We start from the raw sequence: 19,991 nt of genomic DNA, 5'->3' as shown, positions 1-19,991 counted from the left end.
TAAAGCAAACCAAAGATCAATGATCTTCAACCTTGTGTATTTAACTTTATTTTGTGGGTGTTGTGATGACAAAACTTACTAGAGAAACTTTGCTTACTCGTGCTTTCAGTGACGCTAAAAATTATCCATACGGTTTTTCTCGTTCGGGTGATTTTTCAATCAGTGAAAGTAAAGCGTTAAGCCAATACGGCTGCCTGATAGCGGCCTTGGCTGACGGTCAAATCGCTCCTTCTACAGCAGAAGATGAAGCGTTTGTAGCCGCGATCCACGGTCAAAAAGCGCCTGAAACCTTAGCTGAAAAAGCATGGGTTAAATATCAGAAGCGGATAAACCGTCCCAAGATGGGCAGCATCTATGGTTCTCATCGCACCTCCTTAGGTGATGATGAAGATACGGTAGTTGAAGACAGTGATTTAGAAATCGAAATGGATGACTAAGTCTGGTTTAGCAAAACCTGCTATTTCATCCTATTTGTTGATTGAATTACCTTCTTTTTAGAATATATATCCTAATATATTGCTATATTGGGATATATATCTCACTTTTCGCCTTATTACTGTTTTATCTTCCTCCTCGCTCAAGTATAGTTTTCCCTCGTTGAGTTAGATTGTTATTAGTTTTTAAATTCGGGAGAGTTTCTGATGGAAATGATGTCAGGCGCCGCCATGGTTGTGCGGACGCTAAAAGATATAGGAGTTAAACATGTTTTCGGTTACCCAGGTGGTGCCGTATTAGATATCTATGATGCCTTATATGCTCAAACAGATGTCGAACATGTACTCGTCCGTCATGAACAAGCTGCGGCACATATGGCTGATGGCTATGCACGTTCAACCGGTCAGGTTGGTACGGTCTTAGTTACTTCAGGCCCAGGCGCAACAAACACTTTGACGGGCATTGCAACCGCGTACATGGATTCCATTCCTATGGTTATTCTGTCGGGGCAAGTACCTTCAATGCATATTGGTGAAGATGCGTTCCAAGAGACCGACATGGTGGGATGCTCACGCCCCATTGTGAAACACAGTTTTTTAGTGAAGCGTGCAGTGGATATTCCAGAAGCAATTGCTAAGGCCTATTACATCGCGAGCACGGGACGTCCCGGTCCTGTGGTAGTCGACTTACCCAAAGATATTGTTAACGTTCAAGATTCACATCCTTACGTGTTTCCTACCGATGTGACGATGCGTTCGTATAACCCAACGCTTAAAGGGCATAACAAACAAATTAAGAAAGCCGTGAGTACTTTGCTTGAAGCGAAGCGCCCGGTCATCTATGTAGGTGGCGGTACGATCATTGCTGAAGCCTGTGATCTTGTGACTAAAATTGCTGAAAAGCTACAGGCACCTGTAACCTCTACGTTGATGGGCCTAGGAGCCTTCTCCAGTGTTCACGAGCAATTTGTTGGTATGCTTGGTATGCACGGACGCTTAGAAGCGAACAAGGTCATGCACAACGCCGATTGTATTCTTGCCCTAGGTGCACGTTTTGACGACCGTGTGACCAACAATGTCGAAAAATTCTGTCCATATGCCACCATCATTCATGTAGACATTGATCCTGCTTCTATTTCGAAAACGGTAGCGGTGCATATTCCCGTGGTCGGCAGTGTCGACAAAGTCGCAGAACAATTACTTGAAAATATGGGCAAAGTCGACAGCAAAGCACAAAAAGCTAAGTTAGCTGATTGGTGGGAACAAATTGAACAATGGCGCAGCCGTGAATGTTTGGCCTATAAAAAAGATGACAAACTGATCAAACCGCAAGAAGTAATTGAAGCGTTGTACAAACATACCAATGGCGATGCTTATGTCAGCTCTGATGTGGGTCAACACCAAATGTTTGCAGCCTTGTATTATCCTTTTGCTAAACCTCGTCGCTGGATAAATTCAGGCGGTCTGGGCACCATGGGATTCGGTTTACCTGCTGCTATGGGCGTGCAAATGGCGCATCCAGAATCTACCTCTGTGGTAGTGACTGGTGATGGCAGTATTCAAATGAATATTCAAGAATTAGCCACGTGTTTGCAATACAACTTGCCTATCAAAATTATTTCTTTGAATAACCGTGCACTCGGTATGGTTAGACAATGGCAAGATATGATCTACAAAGGTCGGCATTCTCATTCTTACATGGACTCGATGCCTGACTTTATTAAGTTAGCTGAGGCCTATGGTCATGTCGGGATTCGGGTCACTGATCCTGCTGACTTAGATGATGCCATGGCACGTTGTTTTGCCATGAAAGATCGTTTGGTATTTATGGATATCGAAGTGGATCAAAATGAACACGTTTACCCCATGCAAATTAAATATGGTGCAATGGATGATATGAGACTTAGCAAAACGGAGCGTACCTAATGAAACGTATTTTATCAGTTTTGATGGAGAATGCTCCCGGGGCTTTATCACGTATCGTTGGGGTATTCTCGCAACGTGGCTATAACGTTGACTCTTTGTGCGTCGCGCCAACCGATGATAAAAGTTTGTCACGATTGACGATTACCACACAGGCCGACGATAAAGTGATTGAGCAAATTACCAAACAAGTTAACAAGCTCATCGATGTACTCAAGGTGGTTGAATTAACAGATGGTACTCATGTTGAACGTGAATTAATGTTGATCAAAGTGGCAACTCGTAGTGAGGTTGTGCGCTCTGAAATTCATCGTAATGTGGATATTTTTCGCGCTCAGATCGTTGATGTAGATAGCAATAATTACACCATTCAAGTGACGGGAACGAGTGATAAGCTTGACGCTTTTGCCCATACTTTAGGTCAAAGCACTGAAATTATCGAAGCGTCCCGTACGGGTATTTGTGGCTTAGCTCGCGGTGACAAGGCCTTGCGTCCTTAAATTGGAAGCTAAAGCACCAAACTAAAAAGGCGCCACTGTTGGCGCCTTTTTGCTATGGTATTTTTACGACCACACAAGCTCTCTGAAGTGCTTGCGGCACATTGATTCATAGCGGTCATTTCCACCCACTTCAACTTGTTCGCCTTCTTTGGCGGCTTGGCCATTTTCATCAATACGCACCACAAAATTGGCTTTTCGTCCACAGTGGCAAACTGTTTTAAGCTCAATTAACTTATCTGCCCAGGCTAACAGATAACGGCTACCTTCAAATGTTTCACCTAAAAAGTCAGTGCGAAGGCCATAGGCAAGCACCGGAATATCCAGCTCGTCAACCACGGCAATCAACTGCTGGACTTGTTGTTTATTAAGAAATTGTGCTTCGTCGATAAATAGACAATGAATGGGATTTTGATTGTGTAGTTCTTGTATTTCATCCCACAGTTGGGTCTGCGAGTTAAACAAATGGGCGGTGGCTTTTAAACCAATACGTGAGGCCACTTGACCTTCACCAAAGCGGTTATCAAGGGCTGCCGTATAAATTTCAGCGTTCATACCTCTTTCGGCATAGTTATAGGCAGATTGCAGCAGTGATGTCGATTTGCCCGCATTCATTGCTGAATAATAAAAGTAGAGTTGTGCCATAAGGTATCCAAAGTGTAAACGTTAGCCTGCCAGCAGGTTTGGTAATCAGTCTAAGCGGGATTGTTTTATTAGTTTAAAAAGCTCGAAATGGGGTTTTGCCACACAATTAAATCTTCATTTTTCATGGGCTTGGCAAAATAGTAACCTTGTAAAAAGTCAACGCCCATGGCCGCGAGTGCGATGGCTTGCTCTTTGGTTTCAACACCTTCGGCGACGGTAAGGCAGTTTAGCTCGCGAGCAATAAATAAGGTTGCGCGAATAATCGCATCGCCTTTACCTTCGATATTATCTACAAAAGCTTTATCAATTTTGACGTAGTTAACAGGCAACGTTTGTAACTGTGACAACGACGAATAACCCGTACCAAAGTCATCGATAGAAACATGAATATTGCGCGATTGAATCTGTTCTAACTGCGTGCGTATTTTCTTTTCGTTATCAACAAAAGTTGACTCTGTGATTTCTAAATGTAAACGTTCGGGCGGCAGACCACTACTGCGTAGAATATTATCTAACAAGCGGATAAAACCATCATCCATCAGTTGTATCACTGATACATTTACCGATACTGCAGCGGTTTGGTTAAACTGCCAGTGTTTAGCATCCATACAGGCTCTATTCAATACCCAAGCACCTATCTCTTTTATTAAGCCAGATTTTTCAGCTAAAGGAATAAAAATATCAGGACCAATAAATTTGCCATTAAAATTCCAGCGTAAGAGCGCTTCAAATGACCATGAGGTGTTTTCTTTGGCACACTGAATAGGTTGGTAACACAAGTACAATTCTTTTTTCTCTAAGGCGTGTTGTAGACCTTCAAGGATCAGTTGCGAGGCTTCAATTTTACCTTTTAATTCGGTCGAAAAAACGCGCGGTTTACGCTGCCCAGATTGCTTTTGTTCACACATGGTCAGGTCGGCTAATTGGATTAAATCTTCGGCACTTAAACTATGCACTGGCGCAAGAGCAATTCCGATTGATGCGGTAAGATAGAGCTCATTACCGCTGACAATGATAGGTTGAGCGATACTGGTCATCATGGCGCTCGCAATAGACATGGCAGTGCCTTGGTCACTGTAGGGCAGGGCAACTAAAAATTCGTCGCCGCCCCAACGTCCTGTGCGCTCTCGATCAGAAAAAGCCGACAGACGATTGGCTACTTCTATAAGCGTGTGGTCTCCGACCCGATGCCCCATGGTGTCGTTAATCTTTTTAAAGCCATCTAAGTCAATGAATAACAGCGCGACGGGATTGCCGCTGGCAACGGCTTTTTCGATTAAATTATCCAATTGCAATGTGAACGCTTTGCGGTTTTTTAGGCCGGTTAAGCTGTCTAAATTGCTCAGTTGGAATATCTTTTCGGTACGTTTTTGCACTTCCAATTCTAAGTTGTGATTGATTTCGTTAAGCTGCTTCGTTGCCTGCTTTAACTCAGTATTCACATTAGAAAATTGATTGCCTTTACTGGTGACTTCGTCACGAAGTGCTAAATTTTGATTTTTAGTGCGTATGGCCTCGCGCGTAAAACGCGCCGTTTTTAAACCGGTGATTGACATAATTACGCAAAAAACCAGCCCCAAAAAACCGAGTAGATTTCGATATTCCTCGTCGTCTAACACTCCTATGATGGAAAAGGGCAAAAGTAAAATAACCGAATAAACAAGTGCTAAATAACGGCCTCCTGCCAGCACTGAAGAGCCGCCCCCGGCCATAGCTGCAATGATGATAACAGTGGTTGAAAATTCAATGACGTCCATTTGCTGGTTAAACAGAATGACATAGCTACACCAGCCTAATGCGGTCAGCACACAACCGATAGAAAACCGCCAAATACCAGCAAGGCCATCCACCTCTGGTGCTTTTTCACACTGGCGATACCATAAAAATATGTCAAAAGAGCGCACTAAAATGATAAAAAACATCACGGCCCACCAAATGACTTTCTTATCAGCCGACACGTCAGTGATAAAGCCAAAAGCGAGAACCGAAATGGTGAGGATATTAGTCAACATACCCGAGATGCCATTGCTGTATAACAGCTTGGCTGAATCTATGTAGAGTAATTGATTGAGATTATGTTCGGTTTTGATCTCTCACTACCTTAACTTAACAGGGTCTACAACATTATGAGATGGCGGAGAGTGTAACTTTTAGCTCCGTTGTGACTCAAATTGTAACCAAATTTATCAATTAAGCTAGCAATTTTAGTTACGCAGTCCACGTTGGTGGACAGCCTGTTACGCTTAGTATGATGTAAAGCATTATAGCGAATTTGCTGTTAACCCAAAACTACCTCGCTTTTAACAGGCTTTTACATTGCTTATTAAAGATTGATGTCTGACGCCGGTCTAATTCAACCAATGACGACAAAACTCACCCTGGGCATCATAGCGTTCTGCTTGCGAGACCACGTTGAAATGTCTAGGACCGTTCGGAGATTTTATGCCTGCAATGTACTGCCAATTGCCTACGTTGCTGGCGAAATCAAAATCGATAAGCTGTTGTTCAAACCAAGCAGCGCCAAAACGCCAATCAATATTGAGCTCATTAATTAAATAGGAAGCCACATTTTGTCTTCCTCGGTTGCTCATAAAACCAGTCAGTAACAACTCACGCATGTTTGCGTCAATAAAGCGATTACCTGTTCGGCCGATGCACCAACTGTTGAATGTCTGCTGTTGATGAGGCTGTAGGGGCTGCGCTGACGTTTCAGCAACGCCCAAGTTTGTTTCGTCACGCTGTGCGGTAAAGGCAAAATAATCGCGCCACAATAATTCAAAAATCAACCAGTACGTGGAGTCATTTGCGCCGTGCCGGTCTTCGAACAGTTTAACCTGAGCATAAATGTATTTTGCTGATAAGCAGCCTGTCGCTAACCAGGGTGAAAACTTGCTTGAGTAGTCTTCGCCGAGCAACTGATTACGAGTTTGTTTATACGAGGCAATGGCCTTGGTCTGCCAGATGTAATGTTCGAGTCGCTTTTTTGCTTGCGATTCGCCACCGATAAAATTTATCGCCGGCCTTACTTCAGATGAATGCGCTTCTGGCAATGGACTGCTCTGTAACGTGTTAAGTGTCATGTGAGGTTTTGGCGGTAATATTAACGGGTTACTCAGGGGGCTAATGCGTGGCCAGTGTTTTTCTACTTTGTTTCTAAAGTGGGTAAATACCTTGGGTAGTGCAGCAAGAGCAAAAGGCAAATCGCTTGGGTCGAGTAGGGTACTGCCGGGCAATAATTGACAAGGTACTTGCGCGGACAGTCTCTTTAACTGCTGATATTCTCTGCTGTCGCTGGGCGTTTGCGCATAAAGATACAGCTCAGGGAGCTGTTGCTGAATCTGTGTGATAACCGAGCACAGTTCGCCTTTTACAATATAAAGGGTCTGCCCTAAAGTCTGTAAAGTGGCTTGCAGGTCTTGCAAACTTTGCCACAAAAACTCGGCTCGAAATGGCCCGCACTGATTCAGTCCAAAAGATGTGTCAAATTGCCAATCATCATAACAATATAGGCAGATTAATGTTTCATGTTTGGCTGCTGCAACAAGAGCTGGATTGTCATGCAGGCGCAAATTATGTTGAAACAGTACAACCGCGCTTGAATTCGTAGTTATCTCAGTGTTCAAAATAAACTCATTTGTTTGTGGTTAATAGCAGGTTTACGTTGAGCCGGTGTTCGCTTTCGAGTTGCCCGACTGGCATGTACTTGAACAACGCGGGCCGTTTCAGTTTTTTCAACGTGATTTTTATAATATTCAAACAAGGTGTTGCGGGCTAACCGAGCCGCCTGCATGGGCTCCAGTTTCGGCACGGGATAGTTAGCGCGCTTTGTTTGCGTGGTTAGCCAAGGTTGATGAATATAGGCATCACTTATTTGCGCCAACTCTGGTACCCAGCGCCGAATAAATTCTCCTTTAGGATCAAAACGCTCACCTTGCTTTACGGGGTTGTAAATACGAAAAGGGTTGATACCCGTAGTACCCGATTGCATCTGTATTTGTGGGTAATGAATGCCTGGCTCATAGTCGGTAAACAATTGAGCAAGATGTTGTGCTGGTTGTTGCCAAGGCAACCAAAGCTGGTAGCTAGAAAATGAAATTAACATGGCGCGCATGCGAAAGTTTATCCAGCCATAGTGCTGTAACATACGCATACAAGCATCAACAAAGGGTACCCCAGTCAGCCCTGCTTTGTAGGCATCAAAAGCGGCTTGCTCAAAACTCTCCGATCGTAAACTTCGCAAACTACTGTGCAAAGCGTGTTTTTCAAGTTGCGGTTCGGTTTCCATTTTTTGAATAAAATGGCAATGCCAGTGCAGACGTGATTTAAATGCCGTTAACGCACGCTTGTGACTTGTGGTCGGCAATGCAGCAATAGTGGTGTGGATCACTTCACGCAGACTGAGGTTGCCATAAGCCAGATAGCAGCTTAAGCGACTGCTATTTTGTTGGCCCTTTATGGGGCTTGATACGGACATCAGGTAGGCTTTGTGGCGCTCTTGTATAAAACTGTTCAGCACCCGATTTGCAGCCAAACTGCCCGCGCGTTGGGGTTGTATGCAACTTAAGGTGTCGTTACCCGGATAGCGTATTTTTTCCGGTTCGAGCACCATTGTTGGCAGCTCATTTACTGCTAACTCAGTCCTTGAAAACTGAGTCGCTGGCTGGGGCAAAGCACGATGCAAATCAGGCAGCGCTAAGGTAGGCTGCGACATAAATTGCTGCCACAAATTATCCCAGTTATCGCGGTTGAGCTTGCCTCGTTTCACCGCAAATTGTGGCCATTCTTGCCATTTTATCTCCTGTGCGGCGCACCACTGCAAAACTCTTTTGTCTCTGTGATAAGTCCAATCATTGCCCGTTTCTTGGTGGCTGAAAATATGTTTGATGGTAAAGCGCTGGTGGATTTGACTAAAACAGTGCTCAACCTCTCCTAGCATTATCCATACATCACCACCTAAGCGTTGGGCGTGAGCTTTGAGTTCCAGCAGACTTTGATGCACAAACTGCCACTGTCTGGCGCTGGTGTCAGGCAAGTGCCAATAAGTGGATTCGATTACATAAACAATGGCAAAGGGCAGCTCATGTTGCACGGCTTGCCACAAAGGTTGATGGTCAGTGAGCCTCAAATCTCGTTTTAACCACACGACATTAATCACGCTTTGTCCAATTTCTCTATCAAGGTGGCGGCCCATTGCGTGATGGCAAGTTGGTCAGCGCTGCTTTTCTTTTGCCACTGTTTCACCATTAGCGCCATTCGCGGATTTTTCGCAAAGCGCTCTTGGTGGCGCTGAATAAAGTCCCAGTACAAAGCGTTAAAAGGACACGCTTTAACACCAGTGACCAACTTGGGGTTATAGCGACATGAGCTACAATGATTCCCCATTTTGTTGATGTAATTGGCACTGGCAGCGTAAGGCTTGCTGGCTAGCTTGCCATTGTCTGCATATAACGCCATGCCCAATGTATTAGGAAGTTCAACCCACTCAAAGGCATCGATATAAACTGCTAGGTACCAATCACAGACCTCAGTGACATTCAAACCTGCTATTAATGAAAAATTACCGATGATCATCAGGCGCTGAATATGGTGTGCGTAAGCATCATCTAAGGAGTGGCCAATGGCTTTTTGCATGCAGCGCATGTTGGTTTTGCCATCCCAAAACCAATTGGGTAGCGGGGTTTGTGCGTTTAAGGCATTGTGCTTTTTGTACGACTCTCCCTCATACCAATACAAACCTCGTACATATTCACGCCACCCTAAAATTTGCCTTACAAACCCTTCGACCGCATTCAGCGGTGCGTTCTGTGCTTGATAAGCCTCTATGGCAGCTTCACACACCTCCTGTGGGAGCAGCAGTCCAATATTTATATAGCTGGCGAGTAAACTATGAAAAAGGGTGTTGTTATTGTCTGCTAAGGCGTCTTGAAAACGGCCAAAATCTGCAAGTTTGTGTTTGATAAAATGGTGTAAGGCCGCAAGCGCTTGCTCTCGATTTACTGCAAAATTAAAGTGCACTAGTTTACCGGGAAAGTCAGTAAACTCTTGTTCGACTAAGGTCAACACTTGCTTAGTAATGTCATCCTGCTCATGTTTCAACATGGGCGGTAAAGGGGTGTCAGATTGCCACGCGTTACGGTTTTCTTTATCAAAATTAAATCGACCGCCAATGGGCTTGCCGGTTTCCATTAACAGACCTGTCTGCTTTCTGGCAAACTGGTAAAAATGCTCCATTCGCGGCTCTTTGCGTTCACTAAACCAATCGTGCATTTGCGCAAGAGTAAAATAAAAGCGATTGTCTGATTTGATGATGACATCAACAGCCAATTCTTGTTGCCAACGTTTCATTTCGTTCAGAACCCTATATTCCCCAGGTTCCGTGCAAATCACTTGTTGGTAGCTGTGTTGACTGAGTTGAGCTCTGAGTACATCAGTAAAACTTTGATGGTGGTCTTTCGTGGCGGTGAAGTCGTAGTAGTCTACATGGAAACCCTCGTCTCGTAGTTGCTTGGCAAAATGGCGCATCGCCGAAAACAGTAAGGCGATTTTCAGTTTGTTATGTTTTACGTAGTGGGTTTCTGTGTAGAGTTCTGCCAGCATGATATGATCGCTGTGCTTATCTAACGCCTGCAAGGCATCCAAAGAAAGACTTAATTGGTCGCCCAATATCAGGCAGAGTTTTGTCATAAGGTGATAACAGTTTTATTTAAATGCATGGGTACTATTCTGCTATCAGGCTGAATTGGATCACCCTGTAGGTAAAAACTTCTGTCATACAAATCGATGTAAGCCTGTGAAAATAACCTTGAGGTTCAATCAATGAAAAACGAAATAGACAGTAAATTTATTCTCAAAGTGTTCGAAACGATTCGTTTAAAAGGTAAAAAGAAAGATGAGGCCTATTTTCTTGAGGGCGTAGAGGCAAGTACTGATTTTGACGGCTACACCTTATTTATGAAAGATGCCTTGGTTGAGTTAAGTTTTGGCTTTCACAACCAGTACCATTTTAATTATGAAAAAGAAGAGCACGCAGAGCAGTTTATTCGTAAGTTACAAGCTATTGCAGCCCTGTAGCCGAATCGCCAAATGTGCGGCTGGTCAGGGTGGTTTTATAAAGCCATTAGATTAGAATAGCCAAAATTTTAATTGTGAGGATAAGGTTTGCGAGATAAAAAGGTGAAGGCACCTAAATTGAGTTGGTCTTTTTTATTACCTAATTATTGGTTGACGTGGGTAAGTGTTGCACTGCTGTACACCATATCATGGCTACCTTATCGCTTGCAGTTGTGGTTGGGTAAGGGGCTCGGTAAGTTAATAAAATTATTGGCGCCCAAACGTTACCAAATCGCTAAACGAAACCTTGAGCTATGTTTTCCTGACTACACCGACGCGCAACGTGAAGCCCTGTTAGCCGCCAACGTTGATAATGCAGGTATGGCGGTGCTTGAAACCAGCATGGGCTGGTGGTGGCCAACATGGCGGGTGGCCAGAAAAGCCGAATTTGAAGGTTATGAACATGTTGAGGCCATACTTGCTAAAGGTAAAGGGGCATTGGTGTACGCCATTCATAATATGAATCTTGAGTTTTCTGTGCGTGTCGCGGGTTTAAAAAAACCCTCAGTGGCCTTTTATCGCAAGCACAACAATAAGCTCATGGATTACATGCAATACCATGGGCGTAATCGTTCTAACAAATACATGGTGAATAAAAAAGACGTTCGGGGTTTGATATCTGCCTTAAATGATAAAGAGGTGTGTTTCTATTTGCCCGACCAAGATTATGGACGGAATAAATGTGAATTTACCCCATTTTTTGCTGTGCCAGAAGTTGCCACTACGACCGGTTCGTTGTTGTTTGCCAAGCAGGCTAATTGTGAAACTCTATTTTTAGCGTCAGTACGCACCAAAACAGGGTACAAAATTAAAATCGTTCCTGGACTTGAGAATTTCCCCAGTGGAGACGATAACTATGATGTAGCCAGAATGAATAAAAAGATTGAAGAAATGATACTGATCGCGCCAGAACAATACCTGTGGATGCATAAACGCTTCAAAACGCGCCCTGATCCAAACGGCCCTTCTTTGTATGGCTAGCGCTAATCAACAGAAAAAGGTTGCGGCCAACAGAAAAAAAATGGCCAAGATGGGCAATTCAGGCTTGGGTGTGCCCAATCATTCTGAATCCGTCTTTTGGGCCAAACATGTGGCTTTAGCGCTATTAATCATTGTTGTCGGTGGCATTGTGATTTTCTTGCAACAACGCAATGAATCCAAACCCACGCCTGAGGGTGAGGTTAAATCAAAGTCTATTTCAGACAATATGAGCAAGTTTTATTCTGAATATCGGTTGTCTTCGCGCCATCCTCGAGAAGATGGTTTAGGTGATTTTGTCTTAGAAGTAAAAGAATCTGATGTGCCATTGAACGAACGTCTGCAAAAAATGGAAAGTATTCAAAAGCCGATATCCGGGCGTTGGGTGGGTGAGTATAAACATCGGACCTTTAAGGCTGGTACCACTTTGCGAAGTGCTATTACGAATTACGCGCAAGCAGAAGGTATGCAGGTTATCTGGGAGCTAGATCAAGATTTCATCGTAAAACACCAGTTTCAAATGGAAGACACCATCTTAGGTAGCTTGCAGAGTATATCTAACGCCATTGATTCAAACTTTGATGGCAAGGTAAAAGCCTACGTGTGCCCCAAACAGCGCTCCTTAGTGATTACCCAAAAAAAATCAGAATATCTAAACCAAGAATGTGTTGAAGCTAGAATGTAGGGGGTTAAGACATAATGCGCCGCCAAATGTCGCTTACCTGTGATTTATGTTGCTGTAACTCTGCGGTGTAAGATGCGTAACTTCTATTTTGTAAGCTTAAACGATGATTTTGGTTACGATAGCTTAAATAGGCATTTTTTAATTGTTGAGCATCATCCGAGCTAATCGAGCCCGTTTCTACTAATGACTCCAACACCCGAACATTATCTGTCCACGTAGCAATTGAATGCGCTTCATGACAATACGCTAGGGTTAAATATTGCACTATAAATTCAATGTCAGCGATACCACCACTGTCTTGTTTCAGATCAAATAATTCTGCTGTTCCTTTGGCTAAGTGTTGGCGCATTTTTTCGCGCATCTCTACCACTTGTGTACGTAACTCTGACGGTTCGCGCTGACGTGAGAGTATGCTTAAACGTAGTGTGTTAAAGTCGCTGAATAATTGTTTATCACCGTAAATAAACCGTGCGCGACACAGTGCCTGATGTTCCCAAGTCCAGGCTTCTGTTTCTTGATAGGTAACAAAGCCATTGAAATGACACACTAATAAACCTGATTGACCCGCAGGGCGCAAACGCATATCAATGTCATACAACATACCTAGGCCTGTTTTAGTGGTAAAAATATGTAAGATGCGTTGCGCTAATTTAAAATAAAATTGACTACTTTCAATCGGTTTAACTCCGCTGGTCAGTTGATTTCCTTCACAGTTATGAATAAAAACCAAATCCAAGTCCGAACCATAACCTAGCTCCCAGCCACCTAATTTACCAAAACCTAAAACCGCAAAACTTTTGTTTTGTAAGTCCCGTGGTCCTGCGTTTTCACAGTGAGGCTCTCCGTGTTTTTCGGCCAGCTGTTGCCAAGCGATGTCAATAACATGGGCAACGATAGCCTCTGCCAAAAATGTGAGATGATCGCTGATTTTCATGATGGGTAAGGCGCCCGCAATATCGGCAGCGGCGATTTTAAGTTGCTGACTCAATTTAAATTGGCGTAAGGTTTCCATTTGTAATTCAAGATCATCGGCTTCTACCCGCAACAAAGCACGGCGCAGCTCACTAGGGTACTCGCGCAGTTCAGTGGGATTATACAAGGTTGCGGGATTAATCAGCTCGTCCAGTAGCAGCGGAAAACGAGATAGCTGTTCAGTAACCCACGGACTCGCACTACACAGATTCACTAGCTGTTTTAGCGCGCCCTGATTCGCCAATAATAATTCTAAGTAAGCCGTACGTCCCAATATAGCTTTGAACACCTGTAATACCCGTTGCAAACGCTCTAAAGCGGGGAGTTCGGTGCAATTCAACACATTAACAATTAGCAGGGGCATTAGGCTATTTAGGGTGTTATAACCCCGTTGGCCGATTCTGCTGGTTTTTAGGCTTTTACTAAAATCAATGAGCTGCTCACGAAACTTACTCGCATCTTCGGGCGCCAGCCATTGAGCCAACAGGTTTTGGCACTCTGGTTCATCTAAATCAAGTTGCCATAAGTCAATCGCAGCTTGCTCGGTAGCGCTAATGGGTTCGTCTTCTTTTGCGCTGTCGTCACCGATAAGAAGTAAAAACTGGCTATGAATAAAGTCACAACAATTTTGCAGTTCAGCTAAAAACTCTGGGTAAGTGCTAAAGCCCATGACGTATTGTAAGCGCAATTTATCTTGATCGTTGTCGGGCAAGACTTGCGTTTGTTTATCAGCAAATTGTTGCAAGCAATGTTCGACTTTGCGCAGCCATAAATAATTCACTATCAGTTTATTTCCCTCATTTTCGGGCAATATCTCTAGGCTAATAAGCTGTTTGACCGCTGCCAACAAACTGTAGAGTTGCAAGCTGAGTTCTCGTCCACCGCGGATGAGTTGCAAACTTTGCACGATGAATTCTGCTTCACGAATACCACCTTGACCCAGCTTAATGTTGTCTACTAAGCCTCGGCGCCTCACCTCTTGTTGAATGAGGGCCTTCATATTGCGTAGCGATTCAATTGCGCTGAAGTCAAGATAGCGGCGATAAATAAAGGGTTTTAGGATGTGTTGCAGTTCATCGCTATAAGCGCAAGGTGGATTGAGTATACGGCCTTTTAATAAGGCATAACGTTCCCAGTCTCGGCCTTGCTCTTGGTAATAATCTTCAAACGCGCCAAATTGCATGACCAAAGGACCGCTATCGCCCAGCGGACGCAAACGCATATCAACGCGATACACTTGGCCATCGGCAGTAATGTTATGTAAGGAGTTTATTAAGCTTTGCGCTAGCTTTGTAAAAAACTGCTGATGCTCAATGCTTTGGCGCCCGCCCGAGGTTTCGCCTTGTTCAGGATACGTAAAAATAAGATCGATATCGGATGAAAAGTTAAGTTCGCGTCCACCTAACTTACCCATACCAATAATAAGAAGAGGTTGAGGGCCAAATTCACCTTGCGGCACGCCATATCGCTCGGTTAATTTTTTGTAGAGCCAATCATTGGCTTGCACGATAAGCTGATTAGCTAACTCAGAAACCTGCAACAATGACTGCTCGATCTGCTGCAAATTAAGCAAGTCTCGCCATGCGATAATGGCCATTTGTTTGTTACGAAACTGGCGCAAACAGCGATTTAACTCTACTTCACTTGTTACGGCGCTTATCTCATCTGTGAGTAAGCGGCAGTAATCGACGTTGGCTGAGTTGTGATCTTTTATTAAATTATCGACTAGCTTAGGGTATTTTAAAATTTGCTGGTAAATAAAATCACTGAGGGCAAAACCGTGTTTTATCGTGGATTGATGTGCATGCCATGCGGGGTTAAATTCTGCTAATTGGCTTAATTCGTCCCAGCGTTTTTGACCCAAAGCATCAAGAGAAGTAGCAAGAACGGAAGACGATGGCATGATAGATTCCTTAACATAAGTCAGCAATAAAAGAGGGCGGTTGGCGTTCGTGGGCGTTTGGATAAACGAGCATGTCGGCGACTAAATGTAATTTGTCTGCTTTAGTTAGTTTTTTTATCCATATTTCCATTTTTAAGGCAGCAGAGTGATCACTCATTCGACAACAATAACGTAAGGTTAATGGGCCTTTACCTTTTAAGGCTTTTGCGCATTTTGGTCCGCTGGAGTTGTGCTCGTTAAAACGCCGAGCCATGTCTTTGCAGATCCCAGTATAAAAGTGGCCAAATTTATTTTCTATAATGTAAACAAACCACATTGCATGAACAGCTTAGTTGGCTAAAACCGGTAAGTTACCAGATTGCCTGCAGATGTTAAGTGTAAATGATAACAATTGTTGGTGAATACAAGGACTGGTTAAGAGTAACAACATGAAGCACTCTGTCATACTTCAGTATACATGTGTACGCTCAAAATATATGATTGTTATTCTCCTTCATTCAAGAATTTTTTATGAACCAAAGTAACAGTAACAGACCCTATTCTGTGATTGAAGAATGGTTAAATGCTAGCACCCACGCCTTAGGATTTTTTGCTGCCATCGCCGCTTTAGTCGCCCTGTTGGTGAAGGCACAAGATTTATATGCGCAGGTGGTCGTGACGGTTTATGCCCTTTCGATGCTGCTGATGTTTTTATCTTCAACCCTTTATCACTCGGTCTCTCAACCTAATTTAAAGTTAATATTAAAGGTCATAGACCATAGCGCTATATATCTGTTGATAGCAGGTACTTACACTCCTTTCATGTTACTCAGTGTGGGTGATGGGATTGGCTTAGGTGCCACTATCATGATTTGGGTGATAGCTTTAAGCGGTATTGTGTTTAAATGTTTTGTAAAAGGCCGGTTTCAAAAACTATCGGTAGCCCTGTATGTGGTCATGGGTTGGTTAGCGCTTTTCTTTATCTATCCCCTTTATCAAGCCCTACCTAGCGGTGGTTTATGGTTGTTAGTATGCGGCGGACTAAGCTACACCATTGGGGTATTGTTCTATGTTGCTAAAAAAGTGCAATACACTCACGCTATATGGCACGGCTTTGTTGTGGCCGGATGCATGTGCCATTTTTTCGCAATTTATTATTATGTTTTATAAAGCTGCATAATCAGACTACAAAGCTATGGTATAAAGGGAGTCAGTGAACTCAACTTAGTGCTCAAACCATTAAGCATGAGTTGTAATATATTGCCTAGTTTTTGCCAAATGGCTTAAGCTAGCTTTATTTTTAGCCAGTTATTTGGAGCAAGTGATCATTAATTATGTATGAGAATTATTACGGACTAACTTCTAAGCCATTTCAACTAACGCCCGACCCCAGCTTTTTCTTCGGCAGCAAATGGCATAAACGGGCCATGTCTTATCTACAATATGGCTTATCTCAGGCAGAGGGATTTATTGTTATTACTGGTGATATTGGTACCGGTAAAACCACTATTGCCAATAGTTTACTTGATCAAATGCAAGCCGATATTGTGGCGGCGCAGATAGTGACGCCAAAACTAACACCAGATGAACTGGTAAAAATGGTGGCAAGTAAATTTCATATTAATGTACAAGGCAGCACAAAAGCCGATATTTTGAATGATTTAGAAGCCTTTTTAATGAGTTTACACAAGCAAGGAAAGCGCGCTTTATTGCTAGTTGACGAAGCACAAAACTTACCGCTAGAAACCATTGAAGAGCTCCGTATGTTGTCTAACTTTCAGGCCGCGGGAAAGCCGCTTTTGCAAAGCTTTTTGCTGGGGCAAGAGGAGTTGCAACCCATTTTGCGCGCACCCAATATGGAACAATTCAGGCAACGTATTGTGGCATCTTGCCATTTGGCCCCCCTTACTGATAGCGAGTGTCAGGGTTATATCGAATACCGCATGCAACATGCAGGTTGGGCGGGTGGTAAGCTATTTTCAGAAGGCGCTTACGACAGAATTTTTCAGTTCACCCACGGCGTACCGCGAAAAATCAATACCCTGATGGATCGTATATTGTTGTACGGATTTTTAGAAGAATTAGAAACACTTGATGAAAACGCTGTTGAAAACGTGATCAAAGAAGTGACTGAAGAAATGTTTTTACCGGAGAAAAAAGCTCAAAGTTCTGCCGAGCCAGCTAGCATTTTGGATGCCCCTATAGAAGAAGGTCAGGTAAAAGATGTTGAATATTATAAAACCATGTTAGCTGAATTAGTTGAAGCACTGGATAATGCCATCAGTCAAAAAATTAAGTTAACGCGCTACATCGATCGCCTACTAAAAAAGAAATATAAAACGTATATCCGATTAAAATCTGACGATTAAGCGATCTGTTTAGCAAAATTGTTCATATAAACGCCAAGTAGTTAAAAGGTTAAGTATTTGTTACAAATTGTCGATACTAACATTGAACTAATAGGTTAGTATCTTATCCAATCTGTGCAATACTTAATTTAGCAATCAATTATTTGGAGGGGGTTATGAAACGGTCGAGGTTTGATAAAACAAGTTACGGGGATGTAGTAGATTTTCATGCAATGAAGGATCGTCGTAAAGCGTATTATCATGGCAAATATAATAAAGAAATTTTTTCAATTGTAGTTGTTGCCGCAGGTGTAGCAATGTTTATGCTACGCCAAGGTGCCTAGTTAGCGTTTCTGTCCTTTGCAGACACCAACCACCTGTGAGACTTATTCTAAGCCCAGGTGGTTTTTTGTCTCTCCTGTAGTCATTTCTTGGTTTATCCTGCCAATCGAGATTGAATGAACTCTGCTAGTTTAGCGCTGGCTTGGGGATGTTCAGAGTCTTTATGAAACAAGCATATTTTAATTCTACCCAATTGCGGCAAATTAGCGTGCTCAATAATATCTAATTGTGCTGGCACGCTGCTTCTGGCCAGCGCACTAATGCCTAGTCCTTGTTTAATGGCTGCGGTAATGCCCGTTAAGTCAGCATTGGTATAGCTAATTCGCCATGTTAGGGTTTGCATTTTTAACTTACTGATCACGCGGCTGCGGTAAACGCAACCATCAGGGGCCAGCACCAACGATAAACTGTCTTGCGCCATCGGCCGGTTTTTATCACCCACCCACACTAAATCGTCGTTGAGTATCAGTTGCCCATCGGTATTCGTATCGGGATCTATCAGAGCCATAACTAAATCAAAGCCGAGATTATCTTTGCTTAATAAGGATTTGCTTAATGCTGACGTGACCTCTAAGGAGACATTGGGATAGAGCTGACTAAACTCGCCGATAATATTTGGCAGTAAAGTGGTGGCAAATTCGCTTGGTATACCAAGGCGTAAACGCCCTTTTAACGACACAGGTTGAAACTGGTTGAACACCTCATCGTTGAGAGCTAAAAGTTGCTGAGCACTTTTATATAATTTTAAGCCATCGTGATTAACTAAATGACGTTGCCCGACTTTATCAAAGAGCCGAACATCAAGCTGCTCCTCAAGTTTTTTTATTTGCAAACTGATGGCAGGTTGTGAACGCCCCAGTTTTTCACCCGCTTTGGCATATCCCCCTAAATCGATGACCGTCACAAACGTACGTAAATTGTCCAATGAAAGCTGTTTCATAACTAAAATAGCGATTATTTATCAATAAGGTTAGTTAATCATTATTGATAGATACATAAGTTTTGTAAATGTAAATATTAATATTATCAATTTGTTGTGCACAGGAGTGCTGCCTATACTCGAGGCACTTAATTCACTTAACAGTCGCAATTATCATGTCTAATAAAACCGTTCTCTTTGCAAAACATATCGAATCTGGCGCCAAAATGGTTGACTTTCACGGCTGGGAAATGCCCATCAATTACGGCTCTCAAATTGAAGAGCACCATGCTGTGCGTAAAGACGCAGGCATGTTTGATGTGTCTCACATGACTATTGTTGATGTGGTTGGCGCTCAAGCGAAAGACTACTTGCGTTACTTATTAGCCAATGACGTTGAAAAATTACAAGACAAAGGTAAAGCCCTATATAGCGGCATGTTAAATGAAACTGGCGGTGTAGTAGACGACCTTATCGTTTACTATTTTGACGTGACTAATTACCGCTTAGTGGTTAACTCAGCCACCCGTGAAAAAGACATGGCTTGGCTGACCTCTAATGCTGAAGGCTTTGCTGTAGACATCATCGAACGCCCTGAGTTTGCCATGATTGCCGTGCAAGGCCCTAATGCCAAACAAAAAGCCCAGAGTGTGTTTTCAGCGGCGCAAATTGAAGCTGTTAACGGCATGAAAGTCTTTTATGGTGTGCAAGCTGAAGACTTGTTTATTGCTACTACCGGGTATACAGGTGAGGCAGGCTACGAAATTATCGTGCCCAATGACGAAGCCCCTGCATTATGGCAAAAGCTGCTTGACGCTGGTGTTGCACCATGTGGTTTAGGCGCCCGAGATACCTTGCGTTTAGAAGCCGGTATGAACTTGTACGGTCTAGATATGGACGAAACGATATCGCCCCTTGCAGCCAATATGGGCTGGACAATTACGTGGGAGCCACAAGAACGTAACTTTATTGGCCGTCATGCCCTGGAACAGCAAAAAGCAGCCGGCACAGACAAGTTGGTTGGTTTAGTCATGACTGAAAAAGGCGTATTGCGCTCCGGCTTAAAAATCATGGCTGATGGGGCAGAGGGCGTCATTACCTCAGGTACGTTTTCTCCAACTCTTGGACACAGTATTGCCATGGCCAGAGTACCTGCTGCGGTCGGTGCAACTGTTGAGGTGGAAATGCGCAAAAAGTGGGTTACAGTAAACGTGGTTAAACCCAGTTTTGTCAGAAATGGCAAAAGCACCTTATAA

The 19,991-nt window shown here is 43.3% G+C and carries 18 protein-coding genes; 10 read left to right on the top strand and 8 right to left on the bottom strand.

The features are described 5' to 3' along the window. The first annotated feature begins 65 nt into the window (after window positions 1-65). The 3 genes from maoP to ilvN all read left to right on the top strand — a co-directional run bounded on the left by maoP (window position 66) and on the right by ilvN (window position 2,857). The gene (gene maoP / locus ACEN2L_RS05920; RefSeq protein WP_441742471.1) at window positions 66-437 is read left to right on the top strand and encodes a DUF413 domain-containing protein; all 372 of its coding nucleotides are present in this window, start codon (window positions 66-68) and stop codon (window positions 435-437) included. A gap of 204 nt (window positions 438-641) precedes the next feature. Next, a complete protein-coding gene (locus tag ACEN2L_RS05915; RefSeq protein ID WP_306023394.1) occupies window positions 642-2,360 on the top strand; it encodes an acetolactate synthase 3 large subunit in 1,719 nt (572 codons plus the stop codon). Further along, on the top strand, window positions 2,360-2,857 hold the full coding sequence (ilvN, locus tag ACEN2L_RS05910) for an acetolactate synthase small subunit (RefSeq protein WP_306023393.1): 498 nt from the start codon (window positions 2,360-2,362) through the stop codon (window positions 2,855-2,857). Before ACEN2L_RS05915 ends, ilvN begins: the two co-directional genes overlap by 1 nt. A 63-nt stretch (window positions 2,858-2,920) precedes the next feature. Here ilvN and ACEN2L_RS05905 read toward each other — a convergent pair whose 3' ends face one another. The 5 genes from ACEN2L_RS05905 to ACEN2L_RS05885 form a co-directional block, all read right to left on the bottom strand. Beyond that, window positions 2,921-3,499, bottom strand: coding sequence for a thymidine kinase (locus ACEN2L_RS05905; protein ID WP_441742469.1), 579 nt, complete (start codon window positions 3,497-3,499; stop codon window positions 2,921-2,923). Between the two features lie 68 nt (window positions 3,500-3,567). After that, complete coding sequence (locus ACEN2L_RS05900) at window positions 3,568-5,511, bottom strand: putative bifunctional diguanylate cyclase/phosphodiesterase (RefSeq protein ID WP_441742467.1); 1,944 nt, start codon at window positions 5,509-5,511, stop codon at window positions 3,568-3,570. A gap of 336 nt (window positions 5,512-5,847) precedes the next feature. Then, window positions 5,848-7,122 (bottom strand): DASH family cryptochrome, encoded by a 1,275-nt coding sequence (locus ACEN2L_RS05895; protein WP_441742465.1) that lies wholly within the window; start codon window positions 7,120-7,122, stop codon window positions 5,848-5,850. Further along, on the bottom strand, window positions 7,119-8,654 hold the full coding sequence (locus ACEN2L_RS05890; protein WP_441742463.1) for a deoxyribodipyrimidine photo-lyase/cryptochrome family protein: 1,536 nt from the start codon (window positions 8,652-8,654) through the stop codon (window positions 7,119-7,121). Before ACEN2L_RS05890 ends, ACEN2L_RS05895 begins: the two co-directional genes overlap by 4 nt. Beyond that, entirely contained in the window at window positions 8,651-10,183 is a 1,533-nt protein-coding gene (locus ACEN2L_RS05885; protein ID WP_441742461.1) for a cryptochrome/photolyase family protein, read from the bottom strand. Before ACEN2L_RS05885 ends, ACEN2L_RS05890 begins: the two co-directional genes overlap by 4 nt. Before the next feature lie 132 nt (window positions 10,184-10,315). Between ACEN2L_RS05885 and ACEN2L_RS05880 the strand changes: the two genes are divergently transcribed. The 3 genes from ACEN2L_RS05880 (at window position 10,316) to ACEN2L_RS05870 (ending at window position 12,272) form a co-directional block, all read left to right on the top strand. After that, window positions 10,316-10,570: a DUF3081 domain-containing protein gene (locus ACEN2L_RS05880; protein WP_306023387.1), complete on the top strand. Its 255-nt coding sequence runs from the start codon at window positions 10,316-10,318 to the stop codon at window positions 10,568-10,570. 87 nt (window positions 10,571-10,657) lie between these two features. Further along, a complete protein-coding gene (lpxL, locus tag ACEN2L_RS05875) occupies window positions 10,658-11,590 on the top strand; it encodes an LpxL/LpxP family Kdo(2)-lipid IV(A) lauroyl/palmitoleoyl acyltransferase (RefSeq protein ID WP_441742459.1) in 933 nt (310 codons plus the stop codon). Then, window positions 11,583-12,272: a toxin co-regulated pilus biosynthesis Q family protein gene (locus tag ACEN2L_RS05870; protein WP_441742457.1), complete on the top strand. Its 690-nt coding sequence runs from the start codon at window positions 11,583-11,585 to the stop codon at window positions 12,270-12,272. The genes lpxL and ACEN2L_RS05870 overlap by 8 nt, the downstream gene beginning before the upstream one ends. 4 nt (window positions 12,273-12,276) lie before the next feature. On the opposite strand, the gene glnE is transcribed toward ACEN2L_RS05870, so the two are convergent. After that, on the bottom strand, window positions 12,277-15,147 hold the full coding sequence (glnE, locus tag ACEN2L_RS05865) for a bifunctional [glutamate--ammonia ligase]-adenylyl-L-tyrosine phosphorylase/[glutamate--ammonia-ligase] adenylyltransferase (protein ID WP_441742455.1): 2,871 nt from the start codon (window positions 15,145-15,147) through the stop codon (window positions 12,277-12,279). A gap of 10 nt (window positions 15,148-15,157) precedes the next feature. After that, entirely contained in the window at window positions 15,158-15,463 is a 306-nt protein-coding gene (locus tag ACEN2L_RS05860; protein ID WP_306023384.1) for a GIY-YIG nuclease family protein, read from the bottom strand. 194 nt (window positions 15,464-15,657) lie between these two features. Here ACEN2L_RS05860 and trhA point away from each other — a divergent pair, with 194 nt between their 5' ends. The 3 genes from trhA (at window position 15,658) to ACEN2L_RS05845 (ending at window position 17,818) form a co-directional block, all read left to right on the top strand. After that, window positions 15,658-16,296 carry a PAQR family membrane homeostasis protein TrhA gene (trhA, locus tag ACEN2L_RS05855; protein ID WP_441742453.1) on the top strand — a complete coding sequence of 213 codons (639 nt, stop codon included), beginning with the start codon at window positions 15,658-15,660 and terminating at the stop codon, window positions 16,294-16,296. Between the two features lie 164 nt (window positions 16,297-16,460). Beyond that, a complete protein-coding gene (locus ACEN2L_RS05850) occupies window positions 16,461-17,495 on the top strand; it encodes an XrtA/PEP-CTERM system-associated ATPase (RefSeq protein ID WP_441742451.1) in 1,035 nt (344 codons plus the stop codon). A gap of 155 nt (window positions 17,496-17,650) precedes the next feature. Then, window positions 17,651-17,818 (top strand): hypothetical protein, encoded by a 168-nt coding sequence (locus tag ACEN2L_RS05845; RefSeq protein ID WP_306023381.1) that lies wholly within the window; start codon window positions 17,651-17,653, stop codon window positions 17,816-17,818. Window positions 17,819-17,910: 92 nt separating this feature from the next. On the opposite strand, the gene ACEN2L_RS05840 is transcribed toward ACEN2L_RS05845, so the two are convergent. Beyond that, window positions 17,911-18,756, bottom strand: coding sequence for a LysR family transcriptional regulator (locus ACEN2L_RS05840; protein WP_441742449.1), 846 nt, complete (start codon window positions 18,754-18,756; stop codon window positions 17,911-17,913). A 155-nt stretch (window positions 18,757-18,911) separates the two neighbouring features. Between ACEN2L_RS05840 and gcvT the strand changes: the two genes are divergently transcribed. Next, window positions 18,912-19,991, top strand: a complete 1,080-nt coding sequence (gene gcvT / locus ACEN2L_RS05835; protein WP_441742447.1) for a glycine cleavage system aminomethyltransferase GcvT — start codon at window positions 18,912-18,914, stop codon at window positions 19,989-19,991.

The organism is Flavobacterium sp. W21_SRS_FM6 (assembly GCF_052119645.1).
Lineage (GTDB): Bacteria > Pseudomonadota > Gammaproteobacteria > Enterobacterales > Alteromonadaceae > Paraglaciecola.
Note: the sequence above shows the minus strand (reverse complement) of the source record. Positions and strands in the feature narration are given on the sequence as shown.

Coding starts and splice junctions, on each gene's coding strand:
- ACEN2L_RS05870 (WP_441742457.1), top strand. CDS start 11,583: ATGGCTAGCGCTAATCAACAGAAAAAGGTTGCGGCCAACAGAAAAAAA.
- ACEN2L_RS05840 (WP_441742449.1), bottom strand. CDS start 18,756: ATGAAACAGCTTTCATTGGACAATTTACGTACGTTTGTGACGGTCATC.
- ACEN2L_RS05885 (WP_441742461.1), bottom strand. CDS start 10,183: ATGACAAAACTCTGCCTGATATTGGGCGACCAATTAAGTCTTTCTTTG.
- trhA (WP_441742453.1), top strand. CDS start 15,658: ATGAACCAAAGTAACAGTAACAGACCCTATTCTGTGATTGAAGAATGG.
- ACEN2L_RS05880 (WP_306023387.1), top strand. CDS start 10,316: ATGAAAAACGAAATAGACAGTAAATTTATTCTCAAAGTGTTCGAAACG.
- glnE (WP_441742455.1), bottom strand. CDS start 15,147: ATGCCATCGTCTTCCGTTCTTGCTACTTCTCTTGATGCTTTGGGTCAA.
- ACEN2L_RS05915 (WP_306023394.1), top strand. CDS start 642: ATGGAAATGATGTCAGGCGCCGCCATGGTTGTGCGGACGCTAAAAGAT.
- ACEN2L_RS05850 (WP_441742451.1), top strand. CDS start 16,461: ATGTATGAGAATTATTACGGACTAACTTCTAAGCCATTTCAACTAACG.
- ilvN (WP_306023393.1), top strand. CDS start 2,360: ATGAAACGTATTTTATCAGTTTTGATGGAGAATGCTCCCGGGGCTTTA.
- ACEN2L_RS05900 (WP_441742467.1), bottom strand. CDS start 5,511: ATGTTGACTAATATCCTCACCATTTCGGTTCTCGCTTTTGGCTTTATC.
- gcvT (WP_441742447.1), top strand. CDS start 18,912: ATGTCTAATAAAACCGTTCTCTTTGCAAAACATATCGAATCTGGCGCC.
- ACEN2L_RS05905 (WP_441742469.1), bottom strand. CDS start 3,499: ATGGCACAACTCTACTTTTATTATTCAGCAATGAATGCGGGCAAATCG.
- ACEN2L_RS05845 (WP_306023381.1), top strand. CDS start 17,651: ATGAAACGGTCGAGGTTTGATAAAACAAGTTACGGGGATGTAGTAGAT.
- maoP (WP_441742471.1), top strand. CDS start 66: ATGACAAAACTTACTAGAGAAACTTTGCTTACTCGTGCTTTCAGTGAC.
- ACEN2L_RS05860 (WP_306023384.1), bottom strand. CDS start 15,463: ATGTGGTTTGTTTACATTATAGAAAATAAATTTGGCCACTTTTATACT.